Genomic DNA, 22,697 nt, shown 5'->3' with positions numbered 1-22,697 from the left:
TGAACAACTTCTCGGTGAATGTGTCGCTACCGCGCATGATCTTCAGGAGGCAGACAGGGCTTTCTTATCAACGCTTCGGCCACCTCGTCCGATGACCAGGCGAGTGGTATTTCAGCAAGCTGCTAGGGCGCCCGCATCTGGGTTGTGGGTGCCTAACACGACGCTGCCCCATATCACGTTGCCGTAGTGAAGCTCAGTCCACATCTCATATTCGAGCGCGTTCGGCGCCGGGGAGACGTTGGGCACCATGATCGTCAATGCGCACGGTACGCCGTCCAAGGCGACCAATACTTCTTGACCCGAGGATTGTCCGAGGGTGACCACCTGTCCCACGCACAGGGAAGCAACCGATGTCGAATTTTCACCGAGCGACAAATAGATGGTGTCCCGATTAGCGACCACATTCCCTTCTTTAGGGTCAACGCCGCTCTCTGTGGACCTTATCCGCCACGTCGTATGAGCAGGCGTGTTTGTGGCTTTCAGTGCAACGGCGGATCTAGCTGTCGGCGGTTGACTGCAGTACAAATAAAATTGGCTGCCGGCGCTGTCGTACCTTCTGACGTACACGTACTGTCCGTACCTTACGTAATTATCGGTGTTCATTTATCGACTCATTTGGTTGTCCGGCCGGGTACTCGCTCAGTGCTCTGCTATCACGGAGTTTCTTCCGATACAGGACGACATTTGCACCTGAAACAGGTCGCCTTCGCTGCCGCACGCTGTGACTACCGCGATGTAATTGGTATTGGTTTTTCCAAAGGCAAACTGCTCGGAGATCGTTGAGCAGTTCGCGTCGTGGTTACCCCGAAGGATGTCCCGGCCCGAATCCTGAATGGTATGGAAGCAGGGCTGCGACTGTGATGACTCCGCTGTGGACGTGGACCAAAGGCAGAGACCGTCGATGTACCAGCCGACATGCATGCCCGCAAATCGCGGTCGATGGCGAAACGTGTGACGCGATTCAGCGCGTTCTGTCGGCGGCCACGATGCTGCCGCCATCCCCGCGCAATCAGGCCCGCGTCGCGGCGTAGTCACAACGGGCCGGTGATGATGACAAGAACGTCGTCGAAAAGCACGTTGCTCTCTTGCTGTGACACCACCACTAGCTGGGTGTTGAGGTTTTCCTGCACAGATAACGTTTGAATTGCGGCGAGCGGATTCGCCGCCGAGATACTGACGGTCACCGACTCTGATTCAGTGGAAAACGTTTGAGTTCCGAGGTTTGTTTCGACGGTATTTGGACCGGAAGAGAACGCCGCACCGACGAAGGGACCCAGCGGCATCAATGGATCGTTGGAGTCACCGAGCAACGTGATGGTCCTCGTTTCCTTCGAGTTCACGAGGACGGTTGCAGTATACATTTGCCCTGGTTTCAGCTTGAGCGTGGTGGTCAAAGCGGGCGTATCGGACATTGCAATGCTCCTTCAATGCTTTAAAAGAATCGAATAGTCGACATCGATCGAAATGCTGTTGTCGGATTGCTTCCTCGACCGGTTGGATGCATCGCAGAGCGTTGGAACTCCGCGATGCGCGCAGTGCTTCGGGGCGGATGCGATCTAGCTGGATTGGCCCCAGTTCAGGATGACGTATGCGTCGTTATAGACGCCATCGTTATCAGTGCCGTTGTAGGCGGCAACGACACCGACATACTGCGATTGCTGAGCTGCGATTGCTTGCGTATTCAACTGGCATGCGTTACCTCTTGCAGATACCTTGACGGTGACCTGCCCTGTGTTGTCGCTGGTCAACACCGCGGTTCCGCGATTACTGTTCTCGTTTCCTTGAGCGGTCAGCCTATAGCTTGGCGCCGTATCGCTGCCGAGCCATACCTCGACCGTCTGCTCAGCGGTCGAATTCAGCAGGACCGTCACTCCAAATCGTGTCCCGGATGGGATCGTGAATGGTGTCGGCGACGGCGACGGGCTCGGCGAGGGCGACGGGCTCGGCGAAGGCGACGGGCTCGGCGACGGCGATGGACTCGGCGAAGGCGACGGGCTCGGCGAAGGCGACGGACTCGGCGACGGCGATGGACTCGGCGAAGGCGACGGACTCGGCGACGGCGATGGACTCGGCGAAGGCGACGGGCTCGGCGAAGGCGATGGGCTCGGCGAAGGCGATGGGCTCGGCGACGGCGACGGACTCGGCGACGGCGATGGACTCGGCGAAGGCGACGGGCTCGGCGAAGGCGATGGGCTCGGCGAAGGCGATGGGCTCGGCGACGGCGACGGACTCGGCGAAGGCGATGGGCTCGGCGAAGGCGATGGGCTCGGCGACGGCGACGGACTCGGCGACGGCGATGGGCTCGGCGACGGCGACGGACTCGGCGAAGGCGATGGGCTCGGCGACGGCGACGGACTCGGCGACGGCGACGGACTCGGCGAAGGCGACGGGCTCGGCGACGGCGATGGGCTCGGCGAAGGCGACGGACTCGGCGAAGGCGATGGGCTCGGCGACGGCGACGGACTCGGCGAAGGCGACGGACTCGGGGAAGGCGACGGGCTCGGCGAAGGCGATGGGCTTGGCGAAGGCGACGGGCTTGGCGACGGCGATGGGCTCGGCGACGGCGATGGGCTCGGCGAGGGCGACGGGCTGGGCGAAGGCGACGGGCTCGGCGAAGGCGACGGGCTCGGCGAGGGCGACGGACTCGGCGAAGGCGACGGACTTGGCGAAGGCGAGGGACTCGGCGAAGGCGACGGGCTCGGCGAAGGCGTCGACAATGTGAGCATCCAATCGATGACGCCAGGCGCCTGTCCCGATACTGCGAGCACATGCACGTGAAAGGGCGGGACATCGGGATTGGGCGGGTCGACGACGTACATCGTGCCTTCGACGGTACTGGTAAAGGTTATCTCGTCCCCGCCGGTAACGGGACTCCCGACTGTGCCTCCATCGATGGCGATGGCCCAGTCGATGTTGCCGCCGGTATCGCTGGTGACGATCACATCCGTTTTCGCGGCTGCGAGATAACCGTATCGATCGCTTTTCAGATTGACGATGTCGTCAGAGCAAACAGGGTTTCCGCGGGTCTGCTTGGGAGTCGGATTGTTCAGCGGAGGCTGGATCGTCCATGGCGTGCCAGCATCGACCGCCGCGTAGATGGGCTGCCCGCTTGCGTCGACATCCAGAAAATTCTTCGTCGTGCCGTAACCCCCTGCGGTGGTCTTGACATAAACGATATCGCCATATTTTATGTTGGCCATTTTGATTACCCGAAATTTGAGGCTTGAACGACGTTCTGAGTTTCTGTGACCGAATTGGCGGCAGCGTTCGGTACGACCGCTGCCGAACGGATTGGGCGCACGCGGTCGTTGTTTTCGCTTACCGATCCGTTCGATAACACCACGCGGGACTGCGCTCGTACGAGCAGGCTTTCGCCACTCCAGGCTGGCGGCGATGCACGTTATTTACGCGCGGGGCGGGCTGGGCACCGCCACAGTGGCGATGCTGTAGCGCGTGGTGTCGATGCCCGCTCCCGGAGGCAGAATCAAAAAGGGAAACGCGTGAACGCAGCCGAAAAGCTGCAACAGATCGTCTGTGTGCTACGGATAAGACGCTGCGGCCACCTCGAACGCTCTTGAATATTTTCATCGCATCGCTACCCCACGCATTTCTGATCGAATTCCGACTGCGGGCGTTGCGATTACGACACTGAACCCGCACCGACGAATTGGTAATAGCCGAGGACAGTGGCGTTGTGATCGTAAATCGCGAATTGGACGCCGTATGTCAAGGTGCCCGTGCTCTGCGCATCGGCACCCCAGAAATACAGCCAAGCGGACTGAAATGTTGGGCTGTTGGGGTTGTCATCATTGGTGAGCAACTGTCCTTTCAACTGTTTCAACTGGGGCTTGCTGATGATGCCTTGGGATCCAATCGCTTGGCCGGTCTTGGCGTCGACGATGTTGTAGATCACGCAGGTGTAAAGGCCGGTGCATTGAACCCACCATGCGATCTGATCTCCTTCTTCGACCTCGATATCAGTGACATTCTGGCTCGACTTCTGTCCATTGGACGTCATGACGGAAACGTGCGCTGCGCCGACAGGCTGTGGTTTGCCAGTCGTCGTCTGAGCCGACTTGAACGTGTTGTATATCGTTGCAGCATCGATGCTAACTAGCACATCGGTTGTCATGGCCTCTCCTTTCGAGGGGGGTACGGCATCTGGGCGGGAAGCACAATGACAGCTACGGGTGCTTCGTACGCAGAATAGAACAGCCACGGGGGCCCAAACCTAGCAAAACTGCGAGCGCGTCGGCCGCGACGTTTACTGTACGTTCGGTGGAGCAATACTTTCGATAGCGGGATCGCTGCGGAAGATTGCTATTCCGATCAAGTGCTCAACCCAAAATGCGTCCATGAAGATTTGCTTCGTCAGCTGGTCGTGCACGTTTGACGTTTCGACGCCGTGGACAAACCCTTTGGGAGGCTCGGAATCGTGCGTATGCTACCTCTCTCGCGCGCTTGCGCAGCGCGGACACATCGTCCATCTTCTGAGCCACAACGACGCGCCGGACTTCAAGATGGGGTGCCACTGCCTGCATCTGCCTGCTCATCTGAACGCGATGTATTTCCATGAGCAGCGATTCGACGCGGTGATCATCGTCAATTGGCCGGCACTCGCGCCGACATTCTCGAACGAGCTTCTACCGCGAGGAACGCCGTTGATTTTCTGGTGCCATCACAATCCGGATCAGAAGGGCTTGCTGGAGATAGAACCCGAGGTGGCTCGAAGTCTATCCGCCACGGTCTTCGTCTCCGATTACCAGAAGCAACGTGCACAACGCCGTTTTCCGTTAGCGGATCGATCGGTTTTCGTCATTCATAACGGGCTGACGCCGAGCTTCGTGGAGCTCTTCGAATCGGCCAGTGCACTGCGGGCAGGAAAAGAACACACGGATATCGTGGCCTATACGAGCACGCCATTTCGTGGTCTCGATCAGCTCATCGATGTCATGGAAGGCGTCCCTTCGTCGATCGAATTACGCGCGTTTTCGAGCATGGCGGTCTATCAAGGGGATGATTCGCCGTATCTCTCCTTGTATGCGCGCGCGCGCCGGCTTCCCAATGTAGCGCTCATCGGATCCCTCGCACAGCCGGCGTTGGCGCAAGCGCTGCGCGAGACATCGTTCTTCGTCTATCCGAATACGTTCACGGAAACGTTCTGTATTGCGGCGTTGGAGGCGCTTGCCGCCGGGATGGATGTCATCGTGCCCGATCGGGGCGCGTTGCCGGAGACCTGCGGATCGTTTGCAACCTACGTTCCGCATGAACTGCTGGATAGCGATCCGGTTCAAGCGACGGCGCACTTCCGACGTGCCTTGCTGGATCGGGTCGAAAAAAAGAAGGCCGATATTGCTCGCTGGGCCGACGAAAAACTCCGTCAGGCGTCGGAGGTTTGCACCTACTTTCGCTGGGAGCGGAGAGCGGTTCAATGGGAAACGTTGTTGGCGAGCTGTGTTGCCTCTTGAGCGGGATAAGAGGACAACTGTGCGGCCTTCCGGGCTCGGTCGACATTCGGAGCACCAAGAAAAAGGCCCTCGGCTAACGCCAGAGGGCCTTTGTTCTTCGGGCTTCCTACATACCCATGAATCTGGTGGGTAGTACTGGGATCGAACCAGTGACCCCTGCCGTGTGAAGGCAGTGCTCTACCGCTGAGCTAACCACCCGAAGAGCCTTGAATTATGGCAGACGCCGCGCGGCACGTAAAGCGCTTTTTAAGCGGCTTGCGCAACGGGCGTATTGCCGTCATCGACCGCCGGCTCGCGTCGCCAGACACTTGTCCCCTTGGCCGCCTTTTCGATGTCGTCGAGCACGGCCTGGTGCGCTGCGAGCTCCTCGGCCTGCGCCGCCAACACGGGCAGCACCACCGACTCGAGCACCGCCCCGGCGCGCGGTGCAGCGACATCCGCCTGGGCCGGTGCGTCGCCCAACATGTCGATGACGAGGCTTTCCTGGCCACGCGTCATCGCGAGATAGACCTCGGCCAGCAGTTCCGAGTCGAGCAACGCGCCGTGCAGCGTGCGGTGTGCATTGCTGATACCGAAGCGATCGCACAGGGCATCGAGCGAATTGCGCTTGCCCGGGAACATCGACTTCGCCTGAACGAGCGTATCGATCACGCTCGCATAGTGTTCCGAGAACGGCGGCAATCCGAGCAACGCGAACTCGACCTCGAGAAAGGCCAAGTCGAATGCCGCATTGTGGATGATGAGCTCGGCACCGCGCAGATAGTCACGTAGTTCATCGACGATCTCCGCAAACTTCGGCTTATCGCTCAAAAACTCGGTGGTCAGCCCGTGAACCGCCAACGCGCCGGGATCGCTGTCGCGTTCCGGGTTGATATAAAAATGCAGGTTGTTGCCGGTCAGCCGGCGGTTGATCAGTTCGACGCCGCCGATTTCGATGATGCGGTCGCCTGTGCGTGCATTGAGGCCTGTGGTTTCGGTATCGAGAACGATCTGGCGCATAGTCGACAAGGTAGCTTAAAAACGGTTTTTTCGAGGCACGCGCGGCGCGACGGCCACGCACTCAGCCAACGGCCAGCGCGGCGACGCCGCGGTTCGCCAGCGCATCGGCCCGCTCGTTCTCGGGATGCCCGGCATGGCCCTTCACCCAGCGCCACTCGATTTCATGCATAGCCGCCAGTGCGTCGAGCCGCCTCCAGAGGTCGGCGTTTTTCACGGGCGTCTTCGCGGCCGTCATCCAATTCTTTTTCTTCCAGCCGTGAATCCACTCGCTGATGCCTTTTTGCACATATTGCGAATCGGTATGGATGACGGCCTTGCACGGACGTTTCAGCGCTTCCAGCGCGGCGATGACCGCCATCAGTTCCATGCGGTTATTCGTCGTGCACGCCTCGCCGCCGAAGAGTTCCTTCTCCTGCGTGCCATAGCGCAACAGCGCGCCCCATCCGCCGGGGCCCGGATTGCCTTTGCACGCGCCGTCCGTATAGATTTCGATGAACTCGGGCGTCACGTCATATTCTCGGGTTGTGTGTCTTGTGAGTTGCTGCGGGCGTGAGCCCCGGTGCGAGCACCGGCTTTTTCGTCCTGACGGGGCCAATGAGCCGCATGCCGCGCACGCGCTTGACCGCCGTCACCATGTAGGCGGCACCGAAAATGGGCCACCATCGGTCGCCGGCATCTTCCATGAACGAAAAGCGCGTGAGCCACTTTTCGCCGACGAGGGGCGGACGATAGCAGCCGAAGCGTCCGCGTTCAAGTTCGAAGCCGAGCAACTTGATCCAGTCCTTGATGCGCGTGAATGCGATGAGGTCTTGCGCGGCCGGCACGAAAGGGCGTCCGGTCATTTTGCCCACCGATTGCCGCACGCCCCACAAGCTGAGCGAATTGAAGCCAAGAATGATCAGTTGCCCCTCGGGCATCAGCACGCGTTCGGCCTCGCGCAGCAGGCGGTGGGGGTCGCGCGTGAATTCGAGCGTATGCGGCATCACGATCAGATCGACGCTTTGCGCTTCGAACGGCAAATCCAGCAGATCGCACCAGACCGTGGGGCGACCGTCGGGCGCGAAGCGGTCGCTTGGCGAGAGCGGCGCATCGGGCGGCAGCGGCGGTATGGGCGGTGCAGGCGGCGCAAGCGAGTCGGGCGCGGCCGGCGGAAAACGGTAGGGCGCACTTGCGCCGCTGGCTGCGTCCAGCACGAGCGCGCGGCACGGCATACGGTTTTCCCGCAGCGCGTCGAGCTGAGGCAGGCCCAGTTGCAGCGCGTGGTAACCGAATACATTGGATACGACGCGGTCGAGCTGCGCCTGCTCCCACGCCAGGACATAACGGCCGGGCGGAGAGTCGGTCCAGGCGGGCCAGTCTATAATCGGTCGATCAGACATCGTGTGGTGCGTCGCCTATGAATACGCTCGAATACGTACCGGTGCCGGCCTTTACGGACAACTACATCTGGCTCGTGTCGAACGGGCGCGATGCGGTCGTGGTCGACCCGGGCGAAGCCGCTCCGGTGCGCGCGTTTCTCGCGCAACGACGCTTGCGACTGAGCGCTATTTTACTCACGCACCACCATGCCGACCATGTCGGCGGTGTCGCCGATCTTTGCGGCCACGCATCGATCCCCGTCTATGGGCCGGCGGCGGAAGCCATCGCCGAGGTCACGCACCCGCTGTCGGGCAGAGATCGCGTGCACCTCGAATCGCCCGCGATGGATTTGGCGGTGCTCGACGTGCCCGGCCATACGCGCGGGCATATCGCATACTTCCAGGACGGCAGCGCCGGCGCGGCGCCCCATGTATTCTGCGGCGATACGCTGTTTGCCTGCGGTTGCGGGCGGCTCTTCGAAGGCACGCCGGCGCAGATGCTTGCCTCGCTCGATGCGCTCGCGGCATTGCCCGGCGAAACGCAAGTGCATTGCGCACACGAATATACGCTGGCCAATATTCGCTTCGCGCTGGCCTGCGAGCCCGGCAATGCCGAACTGCGGGCGTGGCAGGAGGAGGCGGCGGCGCGCCGAGCGCGCGACGAGCCGACGCTGCCCACGACGATCGCGCACGAGCGCGCCGTGAACCCGTTCCTGCGCGCGCAGCGCGATGAGATTCGCGCCACGCTCGCCGCACAACTCCACGAGACGGTACCCGACAAGTTGAAGTCGTTCACGCTGATGCGGGAGTGGAAAAACCGCTTCCGCTAGGCGCGGCATGGCGCGACACGAGCAGGCGACTGCGGCAAAAGCGGGTGCCGGGCTCGGAAAATGAATCGAAAACGTGCGCCAAGCCTCGGATTTGTCAGCATTTTTTTAGCTTTTCAGTTGACGCGGGCGGTATGCTTTCGTACTATCGCCTGCAATTTCCAGTTTTGGAAGCCGAGACGTTCATGCGATTCATCCTCAGTGCGCTATTGGTTCTGACGCTCGCCGCCTGCGCGAGCAGTGGACCGACGGCGAACTCCTCCTCCAACGACGCTTCCAATCCGCAAGCCGCTCCTGACTCCCTGCGCACTGCCACCGCGAAACAAACGATCGACGTCGATACCGGCTCCGTCGATCAACTGACGACCGCGGACAGCGACCTGTGGGGCCGTATCCGCCGCGGCTTTCAGCTTCCGGACTTGCAGGGCGACTTGGTCGATATGCAGGTCAATTGGTACGCGCAGCGCCCGGACTACGTCCAGCGCATGACGGAGCGTTCGCAGAAGTACCTCTATTACATCGTCGAAGAGCTCGAGGCGCGGCACATGCCCACGGAGCTCGCGCTGCTGCCGTTCATCGAATCGGCGTACAACCCGCAGGCGCTGTCGGTCGCGAAGGCGGCGGGCATGTGGCAGTTCGTGCCCGGCACCGGGCGCACCTATAACCTCAAGCAGAACATGTGGCAAGACGAGCGGCGCGACGTGCTGGCTTCGACCGGCGCCGCGCTCGACTATCTGTCGCGCCTGCATGACATGTTCGGCGACTGGTACCTCGCGCTGGCCGCCTACAACTGGGGCGAAGGCAACGTGCAGCGTGCGATCGCGCGCAATCAGGCAGCCGGTTTGCCGACGGACTATCAAAGCCTGCGCATGCCGAACGAGACGCGCAACTACGTGCCGAAGCTTCAGGCGGTCAAGAACATCGTGGTCAATCCGCAGATGTATGGGTTGGCGTTGCCGTCGATTCCGAACCACCCGTATTTCGTGACGGTCACGACGTCGCACGATATCGACGTTGCCACGGCCGCGAAGCTCGCCGACATGTCGCTCGACGAGTTCCGTTCGCTGAACCCGTCGTTCAAGCGGCCGGTGATCCTCGGCGCGACGCAGCCGCAAATCCTGCTGCCGTTCGACAACGCAAGCGCTTTCGAACGCAATCTCAAATCGTACGGCGGCCAATTGTCGTCCTGGACCACCTATACGGTGACCGAACGCGCGCGGCCTGCGGCACTTGCCGAAAAGCTCGGGGTCGATGCCGACACGCTGATGGAGGTCAACAAGATTCCGGCCGGCATGCGCCTGAAGCCCGGTTCGACGTTGCTCGTGCCGCGTGACGGCGACGACGAGGATATCAGCGCCGATGTTGCCGAAAGTGCGGTGCTTGCGATGGAGCCCGACGTTCCGGACACCCGCAAGATGCTGATCCGCGTGCGTCGCAAGCAATCGCTCGCGGCGGTTGCGGCGCGCTATCAGGTCTCGATCGCGCAATTGAAGGCATGGAACAAGACCCGGCGCGAAACGCTCATGCCGGGTCAGGTGATCGTGCTGCACGTGCCGGTGGGCAAGACGATGCCGGCGGAGCCGGGACCGCAGAAAATCGCCACGGCAGTGCCGGCCGATGCGCGCGCCGAGAAGATCGAAGCACGCGCGGCCGAAGTGAAACCGAAAGCGCATGCGAGTCGGAGCGCCGCGCGCGGCGGGTCCCGGACCAAGTCCGTGAAGGTTGCGGCCCGTGCCGCAGCCGATGGCAAAGGCGAAAGCAAGGCAGACGCGCCGGCCCGAAAGAGCGTCGAAACGGCCTCGAAGTCGGCCAGGAAGAGCAGCGCGAAGCCGGTGCAAGGCCGGCAGCAGAGCACGACCGTTGCGTCGTCGCGCGGGCAAACCAAGCAGCAGTGAGCGCTTCGATACGTGCTTGATACGCGGTGATACGTCGTCGTCCTTCCGACGGCGAACCCCCGCCCATACCACCGCATCGCCGTCTGTCCATTGTAGGGAATAGGGCTTTCAAGCTATAATTCGAGAGTTTCGCTATTCAACCCGCACCCTAGCGCCTACCTTCCCCATCCCGTTCATCCGCCGCTCAATGCACCGTGGCGTAGTTTGGCAAAAGCCTTCGATTCCGGGCCATCGAGCGCCCGGGCGCGCCAGCCAGGCTTTACGCGCAACGAGGAACGTCGAGCGCCGCGCTTGCCGCCGAGACATCGGCGCCGTGGCAGCCTCCGGGCGGATGACAGGTCGGCAACAGGGTGCTCCCCAAGGAGCTTCCCGTGTTGCCGTCTTTTCCTCCCGCTCTGCTTGCACTCGCTGACGGCACGGTCTTTCGCGGTTACGCGATCGGCGCGGCCGGCCATACGATCGGCGAGGTGGTCTTCAACACGGCCATCACCGGTTATCAGGAAATCCTGACCGACCCGAGCTACGCGCGCCAGATCGTGACGCTCACCTATCCCCATATCGGTAATGTCGGGGTCAACGGCGAGGACGTCGAATCGATGAAGGTTCATGCCGCGGGCCTGATCGTGCGCGATTTGCCGGTGCGGGCGTCGAACTTCCGGATGCAGCGCACGCTCGCCGAGTATCTGCGCGACGAAGGCGTCGTTGCCATCGCCGGAATCGATACGCGCCGGCTCACCCGCATCTTGCGCGACAAGGGTGCGCAAAACGGCTGCATTCTCGCAGGTACCGACGACGAAGCGCGCGCCGTTGAGCTTGCGCGCTCGTTCCCGGGGCTCGCAGGCATGGACCTCGCCAAGGTCGTTTCCACTGCCAAGCCCTACGAGTGGGCGCAGACCGAATGGCGGCTCGGCAGCGGTTTCGGGGCGCAGCGCTCGCCGCGCTACCGTGTGGTCGCCTTCGATTACGGCGTCAAGTACAACATCCTGCGCATGCTTGCCGAGCGCGGCTGCCAGGTCACGGTGCTGCCCGCGCAATCGAGCGCGGCCGATGCGCTCGGGCTGAATCCGGACGGCGTGTTTCTGTCGAACGGCCCCGGCGACCCGGAGCCTTGCGATTACGCGATCGCCGCGACGAAGGAGTTTATCGACCGCGGCGTTCCGACATTCGGCATCTGCCTCGGTCATCAGATCATGGGCCTCGCCGTCGGCGCAAAGACGATGAAGATGAAAACGGGCCACCACGGCGCGAATCATCCGGTGAAAGATCTAGGGGACGGCCGGGTCGTCATCACATCGCAGAACCATGGTTTCGCTGTCGATGCGGCGACGCTGCCGCCCAATGCGCGCGTCACGCACATCTCGCTTTTCGACGGCACCTTGCAGGGTTTCGAATTGACGGACAAGCCCGCGTTCTGCTTCCAGGGTCATCCCGAGGCATCGCCGGGTCCGCACGATATCGGCTATCTGTTCGACCGCTTCACCGCGTTGATGGACGCGAAGCGCGGTAGCGCGGCCGCGTGATTCGTGCCGCGGCGCGAGAGTTCGCGCCGCCTTTCGTCAGAGATACCAGAAATACATTAGCGAGAGCGTTATGCCCAAGCGGACAGACATCAAGAGCATTCTCATCATCGGCGCGGGTCCGATCATCATCGGCCAGGCGTGCGAGTTCGATTACTCGGGCGCACAGGCTTGCAAGGCGCTGCGCGAGGAGGGCTACAAGGTCATTCTCGTCAACAGCAACCCGGCCACGATCATGACCGACCCGAACACGGCGGACGTGACCTACATCGAGCCCATCACCTGGGAGGTGGTCGAGCGCATCATCGCGAAAGAGCGTCCCGATGCGATCCTGCCCACGATGGGCGGCCAAACGGCGCTCAACTGCGCGCTCGATCTTTTCCATCACGGTGTGCTGGCCAAGTACGGCGTCGAACTCATCGGCGCATCGCCGGAAGCGATCGACAAGGCGGAGGACCGTCAGAAGTTCAAGAATGCGATGACGAAGATCGGCCTCGGCTCGGCGAAGTCGGGCGTCGCGCATTCGATGGAAGAAGCGCTGAAGGTGCAGGCCGATATCGCCGTGCAAACGGGCGGCCCGGGCTATCCGGTCGTGATTCGGCCGTCCTTCACGCTCGGCGGCTCGGGCGGCGGTATCGCCTATAACCGCCAGGAATTCGAAGAAATCTGCCGGCGCGGCCTCGACCTTTCGCCGACGCACGAATTGCTCATCGAAGAGTCGCTGCTCGGCTGGAAAGAGTACGAGATGGAAGTGGTGCGCGACCGTGCGGACAACTGCATCATCGTCTGCTCGATCGAAAACCTCGATCCGATGGGCATTCATACCGGCGATTCGATCACCGTCGCGCCGGCACAGACGTTGACCGACAAGGAATATCAGCTACTGCGCAACGCGTCGCTCGCGGTTCTGCGTGAAATCGGCGTCGATACGGGGGGCTCGAACGTTCAGTTCGCCATCAACCCGAATGACGGCCGCGTGATCGTCATCGAAATGAATCCGCGCGTGTCGCGTTCATCGGCGCTCGCTTCGAAGGCCACGGGCTTTCCGATTGCGAAGGTCGCGGCCAAGCTGGCCGTCGGCTATACGCTCGACGAGCTCAAGAACGAAATCACGGGCGGTCAGACACCCGCATCGTTCGAGCCGACGATCGATTACGTCGTCACGAAGATTCCGCGCTTTGCGTTCGAGAAATTCCGCGAGGCCGATTCGCATCTGACGACGCAGATGAAATCCGTGGGCGAGGTCATGGCGATCGGCCGCACGTTCCAGGAATCGTTCCAGAAGGCCTTGCGCGGCCTCGAAGTCGGCGTGGACGGGCTCGACGAGAAATCCACGCACCGCGACGAGATCGTGCGCGAGATCGGCGAGCCCGGTCCGGATCGCATCTGGTACGTGGGCGACGCGTTCCGCCTCGGCATGTCGCTCGACGAGGTGTTCGAAGAGACGTCGATCGATCCGTGGTTCCTCGCGCAAATCGAAGAAATCGTCGCCAAGGAAAAAGCGCTCGCGGGCCGTACGCTCGAGAGCCTCAGCAAGGACGAGCTTCGCTTCCTGAAGCAAAGCGGTTTTTCGGACCGCCGGCTCGCGAAGCTCCTTGCGGCCACACCGGCCGATGTGCGCCGCCGCCGTACCGAGCTGAACGTGCGTCCGGTCTACAAGCGCGTCGATACGTGCGCCGCTGAATTCGCCACGAAGACGGCCTATATGTACTCGACCTACGAGGAAGAGTGCGAGGCCATGCCGACATCGAACAAGAAGATCATGGTGCTCGGCGGCGGGCCCAACCGCATCGGCCAGGGCATCGAATTCGACTACTGCTGCGTTCACGCCGCGCTCGCCATGCGCGAGGATGGCTATGAAACGATCATGGTCAATTGCAACCCGGAGACGGTGTCCACCGATTACGACACGTCCGATCGCCTTTATTTCGAGCCGCTCACGCTCGAAGACGTCCTCGAGATCGTCGATAAGGAAAAGCCGCTCGGCGTGATCGTCCAGTATGGCGGTCAGACGCCGCTGAAGCTGGCGCTCGATCTCGAAGCCAACGGCGTGCCGATCATCGGTACGTCGCCTGACATGATCGATGCCGCGGAAGATCGCGAGCGCTTCCAGAAGCTGCTGCAGGATCTGCAGTTGCGTCAGCCGCCGAATCGCACCGCGCGCACCGAAGCGGACGCGCTCACGCTTGCCGACGAGATCGGTTACCCGCTCGTCGTGCGCCCGTCGTATGTGCTCGGTGGACGCGCGATGGAAATCGTCCATGAGCCGCGCGATCTCGAACGCTATATGCGCGAGGCCGTGAAGGTATCCAACGATTCGCCGGTGTTGCTCGACCGTTTCCTGAACGATGCGATCGAATGCGATGTCGATTGCATCTCGGACGGCCAGGCCGTCTTCATCGGCGGCGTGATGGAGCATATCGAACAGGCCGGTGTGCATTCGGGCGATTCGGCCTGTTCGTTGCCGCCTTATTCGCTTTCGAAGGAAACGGTAGCCGAGCTGAAGCGCCAGACGGGCGCCATGGCGCGCGCCCTGAACGTCGTGGGCCTGATGAACGTCCAATTCGCGATTCAGCAGGTGAAGCAGGACGACGGTACGCTGAAGGACGTCATTTACGTTCTGGAAGTCAATCCGCGCGCTTCGCGTACCGTGCCGTACGTCTCCAAGGCGACAGGCCTCGCGCTCGCCAAGATCGCCGCGCGCGCGATGGTCGGGCAAACGCTCGCCCAGCAGGGCGTCGAAAAGGAGGTCGAGCCGCCTTACTTCAGCGTGAAGGAAGCCGTCTTCCCGTTCGTCAAATTCCCGACCGTCGATCCGGTCCTCGGGCCGGAGATGCGTTCGACGGGCGAAGTGATGGGCGTCGGCCAGACGTTCGGCGAAGCGCTGTTCAAGTCGCAGCTCGCCGCCGGCTCGCGCCTGCCGGAGTCGGGCACCGTGCTGATCACGGTGATGGATGCGGACAAGGCAAAAGCGGTGGAAGTGGCCGGCATGCTGCACGAACTCGGCTACCCGATCGTCGCGACGAAAGGTACGGCCGCGGCGATTGCCGCAGCTGGTGTGCCCGTGAAGGTCGTCAACAAAGTGAAGGACGGGCGCCCCCACATCGTCGACATGATCAAGAACGGCGAGATCGCCCTCGTGTTCACGACGGTCGACGAAACGCGCGCCGCAATCGCCGATTCGCGCTCGATTCGCATGAGCGCCCAGGCGAACAAGGTGACGTACTACACGACGATGTCCGGCGCGCGCGCGGCCGTCGAGGGCCTGCGTTACCTACGCGACTTGGAAGTCTATGATTTACAAGGCCTTCATGCTCGCCTAAACTAGCCTTCTGATTACTAGTCGGGGTCGGCTTCGACCCCAGATGCCGCGGTTAAGCGGCGTCCCCTCCGGTGGCCACAACGCCTGACGGGATGCACTTAACCGCGGTGCTTTTTTATAGCCGTCTTTTTTGCTTACTGATCTGTCTATGAGCACTATTCCATTGACAAAACGGGGCGCCAACAAGCTGCGCGACGAACTGCAGCGATTGAAATCCATCGAGCGTCCCTCTGTCATCAACTCGATCGCCGAGGCGCGTGCGCAAGGGGATCTGTCCGAAAACGCCGAATACGATGCGGCAAAGGAAAAGCAAGGATTCATCGAGGGCCGGATTGGGGAGATCGAATCGAAGCTGGCCGCGGCCCAGGTGATCGACCCGGCCGCGCTGGATGCCGATGGCCGCGTGGTGTTCGCGGCCACCGTCGAACTCGAGGATCTCGATTCGGGCAACATCGTGACCTATCAGATCGTCGGCGACGACGAGGCCGATATCGATCATGGTCTGATCTCCGTCAGCTCGCCGATCGCGCGTGCGCTGATCGGCAAATCGGAAGGCGACGTCGCTGCGGTGCAGGCGCCCGGCGGCGTGCGCGAGTACGAAATCATCGCCGTGAGCTACGTCTGAGGGGCGGCCCCGTGTCCCTGGCTCCGCATCGCATTTTCAGATTGCTCGTCGTCGTTTGGGTCGGCTCTTTGTTGACGATCGGCTACGCTGCCGCGCCCACGCTGTTTGCGACGCTGGACCGTGTCGCGGCAGGCGCTGTCGCGGCGCGGCTTTTTCGGATCGAAGCGATGATCGGCGTGCTGTGCGGGATTCTGGCGCTCGCGCTCGGCAACGTACTCGTGCGGCGCGGCTCGCTCGCGTACCGGCCGCTCAGAGGGTTGTTGGCCGGTATGCTGATTTGCGTGCTGGTCGGATATTTCGCGCTGCAGCCGTTCATGGAAGCGATGCGCACCGCGGCACTCGAAGCCGGCGTGGATCTGGCACATTCGGCGTTTGCCGCCCGATTCGGGATGCTTCATGGCATCTCGAGCCTGATTTATCTGATCGAGAGCCTGCTGGGCGTCGTACTCGTCTGGAAGCTGCCCGTCGATACTCTCGGCGGCGCGAGCAGCCCAACCTGAAGTGCCGCTCGAGAGCGGCTCCCGATATTGGACGGGTCCTGAAGACCCGGCTACTTCACCGTTTGATGCTGGCGCTTGGCGCTGGTCTGACGTTTCTTCGCACGCTTGACCGTGCCGCCCGCGGTGACGCGTTCATTGCCGCGCACGACCACGGTTTGCGGTTTCGGCCTGCGCTTCGGGTTGTCGCTCGGCTTGATGACTTTCACCAGGCGCGGTGCGGCCCCGCGCCCAGCTTTTTCGCCGGCGGCTTGCTGTACGCTCGGCACGGCGCGGCTGCGAGCCGCGCCAGCGCCGCCGGCACGCCCTGCGGTTTTGGGGCTGGCGGGGGTTTTCGCGGTAGCGGTGCGGCCCGCGGGTTTGGTCGCCGCGGGGCGGGCGCTCTCCTGCGGTTTCCAGACCACGAGCAATTTGCCGATGTGCTGGATGGGAGCGGCGCCGAGCGTATCGCAGATCTGTTCGTAGATGGCCGCGCGCGCCTCGCGTTCGTCGCCGAACACGCGAATCTTGATGAGCTCATGCGCGGCGAGGTGCACTTTGATCTCGGCCAGCACGGCATCGGTCAGCCCATCGCCCCCGATCAGCACGACCGGTTTGAGCGCATGAGCCTGGGCGCGCAATTCGGCGCGTTGAGCGGGAGAGACTTTAAGGGCGGGCATGGTGGATCGGCAACTCGACTAGAATGTGGGCGGCTTGCGAATACGCGAGGCAGCTTGCAAATACGTTACGAAGGCGTGAGGAATGTGACAAACCGCGAGCGCGCGGCGGCCGCATCGGCAAAACGCGTATTATCCGCCAAAAGTGCGGCGACGCAGCAACAGTTGTAAAACCTTTCGATGGCAAAAAATCGCTTCAATCAGTCGTGGCTGCACGACCATATCAACGATCCTTATGTCAAGCTGGCGCAGCGCGAAGGTTACCGCGCCCGCGCAGCCTACAAACTCAAGGAAATCGACGAGCAGGACAAGCTGATTCGGCCGGGGCAGGTGATCGTCGACCTCGGCTCGGCGCCGGGCAGCTGGAGCCAGTACGTGCGCAACAAGCTCGCGCACGGCGCGCGACGCGATGAAAGCCGCGAGGGCGGCATCGACGGGACGATCATTGCGCTCGATATCCTGCCGATGGAGCCGATTGCCGATGTTCATTTCATTCAGGGCGACTTTCGCGAAGAAGCGGTTGCGGCGCAGCTCGAAGAGAAAGTCGGCGATCGGCGCGTGGACCTTGTAATTTCCGACATGGCGCCCAATCTGTCCGGTGTGGCCGTGGCGGACGCGGCGCGTATCGAGCATATTTGCGATCTCGCCCTCGAATTCGCGCAGAACCACCTGAAGCCGGAAGGTGCTTTGCTCGTCAAATGTTTCCACGGGAGCGGCTACAGTCAGATCGTCGAGAAGTTCAAGCGCCAATTCAAGACGGTCGCGGCGCGCAAGCCCAAGGCGTCGCGCGACAAATCGTCCGAGACGTTCATTTTGGGCAGGAATTTGAAGCGTCCGGGATAAGGCGCGTGTGAAGGGCGCCGGTGCGAGCGTCGCGCCGCGGATGCCCCCGCACTGTGCGAAAACGGCACGCACTGTGCGAAAACGACACGTTGACGGATCGAAAAACCCTATTTGCGCGGTAACGAAACGTTATGGCAGGGGTCTACGGACTGGATTAGAATGCTTTCGTGGTGCCGCAAGGTAAATGTAGGCGCCCGTCTATCAGGAAGGAGTGGTGCTTTGAACAACAATATGTTTTCGAAGGCAGCAGTGTGGCTGGTGATCGCACTGGTGCTGTTTACTGTGTTCAAGCAGTTCGACAAGCCCCGCGTCCAGGAAGGCGTCTCGTACTCCCAGTTCATGACGGATGCGAAGGACGGCAAGGTCAAGAGTGTCGTCGTTCAAGGGCGTAATCTCACGGTCACTCCTGCCGACGGTCAAAAGTACCAGATCGTATCGCCGGGCGACATCTGGATGGTCGGCGATCTGATGAAGTATGGCGTTCAAGTGAGCGGCAAGGCCGATGAAGAGCCGAGCGCGCTCGTATCGGCGCTTTACTACCTCGGACCGACGATTCTCATCATCGGATTCTGGTTCTACATGATGAGGCAGATGCAGGGCGGCGGCAAAGGCGGAGCGTTCTCGTTCGGCAAATCGCGCGCGCGTCTGATCGACGAGAACAACAACGCAATCAATTTCACGGATGTCGCCGGTTGTGACGAAGCGAAGGAGGAAGTGTCCGAGCTCGTCGATTTCCTGCGCGACCCGCAAAAATTTCAGAAGCTCGGTGGACGCATTCCGCGTGGGGTGCTGCTCGTCGGGCCACCGGGTACCGGCAAGACGCTGCTTGCACGCGCCATCGCCGGCGAAGCCAAGGTGCCGTTTTTTAGTATCTCCGGTTCGGATTTCGTTGAAATGTTCGTCGGCGTGGGCGCGGCGCGCGTTCGCGACATGTTCGAGCAAGCGAAAAAACACGCCCCGTGCATCGTCTTCATCGACGAAATCGATGCCGTCGGCCGTCATCGCGGCGCCGGCATGGGGGGCGGCAACGACGAGCGCGAGCAGACGCTGAATCAGATGCTCGTCGAGATGGACGGCTTCGAAGCCAATTCGGGCGTCATCGTCATCGCCGCGACGAACCGTTCGGACGTGCTCGACAAAGCATTGCTGCGTCCCGGCCGTTTCGACCGTCAGGTCTATGTCGGCTTGCCCGACATTCGCGGCCGCGAGCAGATCTTGAAAGTGCACTTGCGCAAGGTTCCGATCGCCAACGATGTCGACGCTGCCGTCATCGCGCGCGGCACGCCGGGTTTTTCGGGCGCGGATCTCGCGAACCTCGTCAACGAAGCCGCACTTTTCGCGGCGCGCCGAGGCAAGCGCATCGTCGAGATGCAGGACTTCGAGGATGCCAAGGACAAGATCTTCATGGGCCCGGAGCGCAAGTCGGCCGTGATTCGCGAGGAAGCGAAGCGCGCCACGGCGTATCACGAAGCCGGTCACGCCGTAGTGGCGAAGTTGTTGCCGAAGGCCGATCCGGTTCACAAGGTCACGATCATTCCGCGCGGCCGCGCGCTCGGGGTGACCTGGCAATTGCCCGAGCACGATAACGAGACGTACTCCAAGGATTATCTGCTCGATCGGCTCGCGATCCTGTTTGGCGGCCGCGTAGCGGAGGAGCTGTTCCTGAATCTGATCAGCACCGGCGCTTCGGACGATTTCAACAAGGCCACGCAGACTGCTCGCGCGATGGTGACGCGCTTCGGTATGACGGATGCGCTCGGTCCGATGGTGTACGCCGACGACGAAAACGAAAGTTCGCCGTTCGGCCGGGGCTTTACGCGCGCCATTTCGGAGGCGACGCAGCAGAAGGTCGACGCCGAGATTCGCCACGTGCTCGATGAGCAGTACAACCTTGCACGGCGCCTGCTCGAAGCCAACCGCGACAAGGTCGAGGCCATGACTGCCGCGCTGATGGAATGGGAAACCATCGATGCTGACCAGATCAATGACATCATGGCCGGTCGCCCTCCGCGTTCGCCGAAGAGCGCCTCGCCGGCCGATGCCTCGTCCGGCAGTAGTGGGACGCCGCCGGGCGCTGAGGTCAAGCCGGGCAGCGCCACCGCGCCGGCCTGACGAAGGTTGTGATGCGTGACAGGGCCGGTGCGGTTGACGCACCGGCCTTTTTCGTTGCGTCGCGCTCGCGCCCCCTGGTGTTTTTTCCTCGCTCAACGATTCGTGACGCACACTGATCTTTCCCCGGCATCCCTTCCCGAGCCGCTGCAATGCGGCCGGTTCATGTTGACGTTCGAGCGGCCCCGCGTAATGGGAATTCTCAACGTGACCCCCGATTCGTTTTCCGATGGCGGACGTTACGCGGCCCGCGACGACGCGCTGCGCCAAGCGGAACGCATGATTCGCGAGGGCGTCGAGATCATCGATATCGGCGGCGAATCAACGCGCCCCGGCGCGCCGCCGGTACCGCTCGATGAAGAGCTGGCGCGCGTGATGCCGATCGTCGAGGCGCTGGCGGGAGTCGGGGTGCCGCTGTCCGTCGACACCTACAAGCCCGAAGTGATGCGGGCCGCGCTGGCGGCCGGTGCGGACCTGATCAACGACGTCTGGGGTTTCCGTCTTCCGGGCGCCATCGAGGCCGTGCGCGATAGCGCCTGCGGCTTGTGCGCGATGCATATGCACGGAGAACCGCAGACAATGCAGCGCGGAAAGCCCGAGTATGCCGATGTGGTGGCGGATGTTCGTACGTTCCTGACGGAGCGTGTCGATACGCTGATGCGTGAAGGCATCGCGCGCGAACGGTTGAGCGTCGATCCGGGATTCGGCTTTGGCAAATCGACGCTCGAAGATAACTACGCGCTGCTGGCGCACCTACGCGATACCGCACCGCGGGTTGCGCCGGGAGCAAGGCCCTTCCCGATCCTGGCGGGGATGTCGCGCAAATCGATGTTCGGCGTCGTTACAGGTCGCGCGACACCGGCCGAGCGGGTCGCGGCCAGCGTAGCGGGGGCGGTCTGCGCGGCTGAGCGCGGCGCGGCGATCGTGCGAGTGCACGACGTTGCCGAGACCGTCGATGCCATCAAGGTATGGGCCGCGGTGCGGGACGCCACGAGAAGTGCGGCCCAATCTAATTGACTGAACTCGATAAGGAAAAAAGAGAATGGCACGACGCTATTTCGGTACCGATGGAGTGCGGGGCAAAGTCGGTGAGGCGCCCATTACGCCCGATTTCGTATTGCGGCTCGGCTACGCTGCCGGAAAGGTGCTGGCGGGCGCGGACCGCCGCGTGAACAAGCCCGGCTCGCGGCCCACGGTGCTGATCGGCAAGGACACGCGCGTATCGGGCTACATGCTGGAAGCCGCCCTCGAAGCCGGGTTCTCGGCAGCGGGAGTGGACGTGATGCTGGCGGGGCCGATGCCGACGCCGGCCGTCGCCTATCTGACGCGGGCGCTGCGGCTCTCGGCGGGCGTGGTGATCAGCGCATCGCACAACCCTTACTACGATAACGGCATCAAGTTTTTCAGCGCGGACGGCGACAAGCTTCCCGACGAGGTGGAAGCGATGATCGAAAGCGCGCTCGACGAGCCATTGGAATGCGCACCGTCCGAGCGGCTCGGCAAGGCGCGGCGGCTCGACGACGCGGCGGGGCGCTACATCGAATTCTGCAAGAGCACATTCCCGGCCGCCTTCGATCTGCACGGATTGAAGATCGTTCTCGATTGCGCGCACGGTGCGGCCTATCACATCGCGCCGCACGTGTTCCACGAACTCGGTGCCGAGGTCATCTCGATCGGCGTCGCGCCGAATGGCTTCAATATCAACGACGGCGTCGGCGCGACGGCGCCCGATGCACTCGTGCGCGCCGTAGTCGCGAACCGCGCCGATCTCGGTATTGCGCTCGACGGGGATGCGGATCGCTTGCAGATCGTCGACGCCGAGGGGCGGCTCTATAACGGCGACGAATTGCTTTATCTGCTCGTGAAGGATCGGATTGCGACCGAAGGCCGGGTGGCCGGCGCCGTCGGAACGCTGATGACCAACATGGCGGTGGAAGTGGCGCTGGTCCGTGAAGGCGTGCAATTCGTCCGTGCGGCGGTGGGCGACCGCTACGTGCTCGAACAGTTGCGCGAACACGGATGGCAGCTTGGCGCCGAGGGCTCGGGCCATATCCTCTCGCTCGATCGCCACAGCACCGGCGATGGCATCGTATCGGCGCTGCTCGTGCTGGCGGCACTCAAGCGCAGTGGCCGCACATTGGCGGAGAATCTGGCCGATTTGACGCTGTTCCCGCAAAAGCTCATCAACGTGCGAATGCGCGCGGGCGCCAAGTGGAAAGAGAGCGCGGCGCTCGCGCGGGCGGTTGGGGAAGCCGAACGTTTGCTAGCCGGCAACGGTCGCGTGCTGATTCGGGCCTCCGGCACGGAGCCGGTGCTGCGTGTCATGGTCGAAGCGCGCGAACGCGAGGTCGCGGTGCGGTGCGCCGAAAACATTGCCCAAGTGGCGGAGCGGGAGACGGCGTAGGGGCGCCGGAACGGAAAAAACGCCGCGATTCGCGGCGTTTCGTTCATGTAGTTTTTGCTGCCCGACTGTCATATTCCGGCCGCGAAGTTTTGGCGTCTTCGTCGCCAAATTTCGTCATATCGTCGGGCAATTTCCGAAAAATTTGCTTCATCCTGCTGCTGCGACGATGACGGGCGG

At 62.2% G+C, this 22,697-nt stretch carries 21 protein-coding genes and 1 tRNA gene; 13 read left to right on the top strand and 9 right to left on the bottom strand.

Features of this window, described 5'->3' with window-relative positions; genetic code table 11:
• Positions 1 to 111: 111 nt before the first annotated feature.
• The 3 genes from GWC77_RS21410 to GWC77_RS21400 form a co-directional block, all read right to left on the bottom strand.
• Complete coding sequence (locus tag GWC77_RS21410) at positions 112 to 603, bottom strand: hypothetical protein (RefSeq protein WP_173260164.1); 492 nt, start codon at positions 601 to 603, stop codon at positions 112 to 114.
• A gap of 428 nt (positions 604 to 1,031) precedes the next feature.
• Complete coding sequence (locus GWC77_RS21405; RefSeq protein ID WP_173260163.1) at positions 1,032 to 1,412, bottom strand: hypothetical protein; 381 nt, start codon at positions 1,410 to 1,412, stop codon at positions 1,032 to 1,034.
• Between the two features lie 144 nt (positions 1,413 to 1,556).
• Positions 1,557 to 1,871: a fucose-binding lectin II gene (locus GWC77_RS21400; protein WP_173260162.1), complete on the bottom strand. Its 315-nt coding sequence runs from the start codon at positions 1,869 to 1,871 to the stop codon at positions 1,557 to 1,559.
• Positions 1,872 to 1,896: 25 nt separating this feature from the next.
• On the opposite strand from GWC77_RS21400, the gene GWC77_RS21395 reads away from it, so the two are divergent.
• Positions 1,897 to 2,778 carry a hypothetical protein gene (locus tag GWC77_RS21395; RefSeq protein WP_173260161.1) on the top strand — a complete coding sequence of 294 codons (882 nt, stop codon included), beginning with the start codon at positions 1,897 to 1,899 and terminating at the stop codon, positions 2,776 to 2,778.
• Entirely contained in the window at positions 2,769 to 3,227 is a 459-nt protein-coding gene (locus tag GWC77_RS21390; RefSeq protein WP_173260160.1) for a hypothetical protein, read from the top strand. The genes GWC77_RS21395 and GWC77_RS21390 overlap by 10 nt, the downstream gene beginning before the upstream one ends.
• Before the next feature lie 413 nt (positions 3,228 to 3,640).
• On the opposite strand, the gene GWC77_RS21385 is transcribed toward GWC77_RS21390, so the two are convergent.
• Positions 3,641 to 4,132 carry an AidA/PixA family protein gene (locus tag GWC77_RS21385; RefSeq protein WP_173260159.1) on the bottom strand — a complete coding sequence of 164 codons (492 nt, stop codon included), beginning with the start codon at positions 4,130 to 4,132 and terminating at the stop codon, positions 3,641 to 3,643.
• 286 nt (positions 4,133 to 4,418) lie between these two features.
• Here GWC77_RS21385 and GWC77_RS21380 point away from each other — a divergent pair, with 286 nt between their 5' ends.
• A complete protein-coding gene (locus tag GWC77_RS21380) occupies positions 4,419 to 5,468 on the top strand; it encodes a glycosyltransferase family 4 protein (protein ID WP_173260158.1) in 1,050 nt (349 codons plus the stop codon).
• Between the two features lie 123 nt (positions 5,469 to 5,591).
• Here the strand turns inward: GWC77_RS21380 and GWC77_RS21375 are convergent.
• The 4 genes from GWC77_RS21375 to GWC77_RS21360 form a co-directional block, all read right to left on the bottom strand.
• Positions 5,592 to 5,666: transfer RNA gene (locus GWC77_RS21375), tRNA-Val, on the bottom strand.
• Between the two features lie 48 nt (positions 5,667 to 5,714).
• Complete coding sequence (gene dnaQ / locus GWC77_RS21370) at positions 5,715 to 6,467, bottom strand: DNA polymerase III subunit epsilon (RefSeq protein WP_173260157.1); 753 nt, start codon at positions 6,465 to 6,467, stop codon at positions 5,715 to 5,717.
• Positions 6,468 to 6,528: 61 nt separating this feature from the next.
• Positions 6,529 to 6,975 (bottom strand): ribonuclease HI, encoded by a 447-nt coding sequence (rnhA, locus tag GWC77_RS21365; protein ID WP_173260156.1) that lies wholly within the window; start codon positions 6,973 to 6,975, stop codon positions 6,529 to 6,531.
• A gap of 1 nt (position 6,976) precedes the next feature.
• Positions 6,977 to 7,846, bottom strand: a complete 870-nt coding sequence (locus GWC77_RS21360) for a class I SAM-dependent methyltransferase (protein ID WP_173260155.1) — start codon at positions 7,844 to 7,846, stop codon at positions 6,977 to 6,979.
• Between the two features lie 17 nt (positions 7,847 to 7,863).
• On the opposite strand from GWC77_RS21360, the gene gloB reads away from it, so the two are divergent.
• From gloB to GWC77_RS21330, 6 genes are all read left to right on the top strand, one after another.
• Positions 7,864 to 8,655, top strand: coding sequence for a hydroxyacylglutathione hydrolase (gene gloB / locus GWC77_RS21355; protein ID WP_173260154.1), 792 nt, complete (start codon positions 7,864 to 7,866; stop codon positions 8,653 to 8,655).
• 182 nt (positions 8,656 to 8,837) lie between these two features.
• Positions 8,838 to 10,547, top strand: coding sequence for a transglycosylase SLT domain-containing protein (locus tag GWC77_RS21350; RefSeq protein WP_173260153.1), 1,710 nt, complete (start codon positions 8,838 to 8,840; stop codon positions 10,545 to 10,547).
• 371 nt (positions 10,548 to 10,918) lie between these two features.
• Positions 10,919 to 12,067: a glutamine-hydrolyzing carbamoyl-phosphate synthase small subunit gene (carA, locus tag GWC77_RS21345; protein ID WP_173260152.1), complete on the top strand. Its 1,149-nt coding sequence runs from the start codon at positions 10,919 to 10,921 to the stop codon at positions 12,065 to 12,067.
• A 70-nt stretch (positions 12,068 to 12,137) separates the two neighbouring features.
• The gene (gene carB, locus GWC77_RS21340) at positions 12,138 to 15,392 is read left to right on the top strand and encodes a carbamoyl-phosphate synthase large subunit (protein WP_173260151.1); all 3,255 of its coding nucleotides are present in this window, start codon (positions 12,138 to 12,140) and stop codon (positions 15,390 to 15,392) included.
• A 142-nt stretch (positions 15,393 to 15,534) separates the two neighbouring features.
• Positions 15,535 to 16,011 carry a transcription elongation factor GreA gene (greA, locus tag GWC77_RS21335; protein WP_173260150.1) on the top strand — a complete coding sequence of 159 codons (477 nt, stop codon included), beginning with the start codon at positions 15,535 to 15,537 and terminating at the stop codon, positions 16,009 to 16,011.
• Positions 16,012 to 16,022: 11 nt separating this feature from the next.
• On the top strand, positions 16,023 to 16,511 hold the full coding sequence (locus GWC77_RS21330; RefSeq protein ID WP_173260149.1) for a DUF4149 domain-containing protein: 489 nt from the start codon (positions 16,023 to 16,025) through the stop codon (positions 16,509 to 16,511).
• Positions 16,512 to 16,561: 50 nt separating this feature from the next.
• Here the strand turns inward: GWC77_RS21330 and GWC77_RS21325 are convergent, their stop codons facing one another.
• Positions 16,562 to 17,167 (bottom strand): YhbY family RNA-binding protein, encoded by a 606-nt coding sequence (locus GWC77_RS21325; protein ID WP_173260148.1) that lies wholly within the window; start codon positions 17,165 to 17,167, stop codon positions 16,562 to 16,564.
• A 177-nt stretch (positions 17,168 to 17,344) separates the two neighbouring features.
• On the opposite strand from GWC77_RS21325, the gene GWC77_RS21320 reads away from it, so the two are divergent.
• The 4 genes from GWC77_RS21320 (at position 17,345) to glmM (ending at position 22,520) form a co-directional block, all read left to right on the top strand.
• Positions 17,345 to 18,007: an RlmE family RNA methyltransferase gene (locus tag GWC77_RS21320; RefSeq protein ID WP_173260147.1), complete on the top strand. Its 663-nt coding sequence runs from the start codon at positions 17,345 to 17,347 to the stop codon at positions 18,005 to 18,007.
• Between the two features lie 219 nt (positions 18,008 to 18,226).
• Entirely contained in the window at positions 18,227 to 20,119 is a 1,893-nt protein-coding gene (gene ftsH / locus GWC77_RS21315; protein WP_173260146.1) for an ATP-dependent zinc metalloprotease FtsH, read from the top strand.
• Between the two features lie 102 nt (positions 20,120 to 20,221).
• Positions 20,222 to 21,133, top strand: a complete 912-nt coding sequence (gene folP / locus GWC77_RS21310) for a dihydropteroate synthase (protein WP_173260145.1) — start codon at positions 20,222 to 20,224, stop codon at positions 21,131 to 21,133.
• Positions 21,134 to 21,158: 25 nt separating this feature from the next.
• Positions 21,159 to 22,520, top strand: a complete 1,362-nt coding sequence (gene glmM / locus GWC77_RS21305) for a phosphoglucosamine mutase (RefSeq protein ID WP_173260144.1) — start codon at positions 21,159 to 21,161, stop codon at positions 22,518 to 22,520.
• Positions 22,521 to 22,697: the final 177 nt, after the last annotated feature.

Source organism: Paraburkholderia sp. NMBU_R16, from assembly GCF_013282575.1.
Lineage (GTDB): Bacteria > Pseudomonadota > Gammaproteobacteria > Burkholderiales > Burkholderiaceae > Trinickia.
The sequence above is the reverse complement of the archived record's forward strand: the minus strand, read 5'-3'. Positions and strand labels throughout refer to the sequence as shown.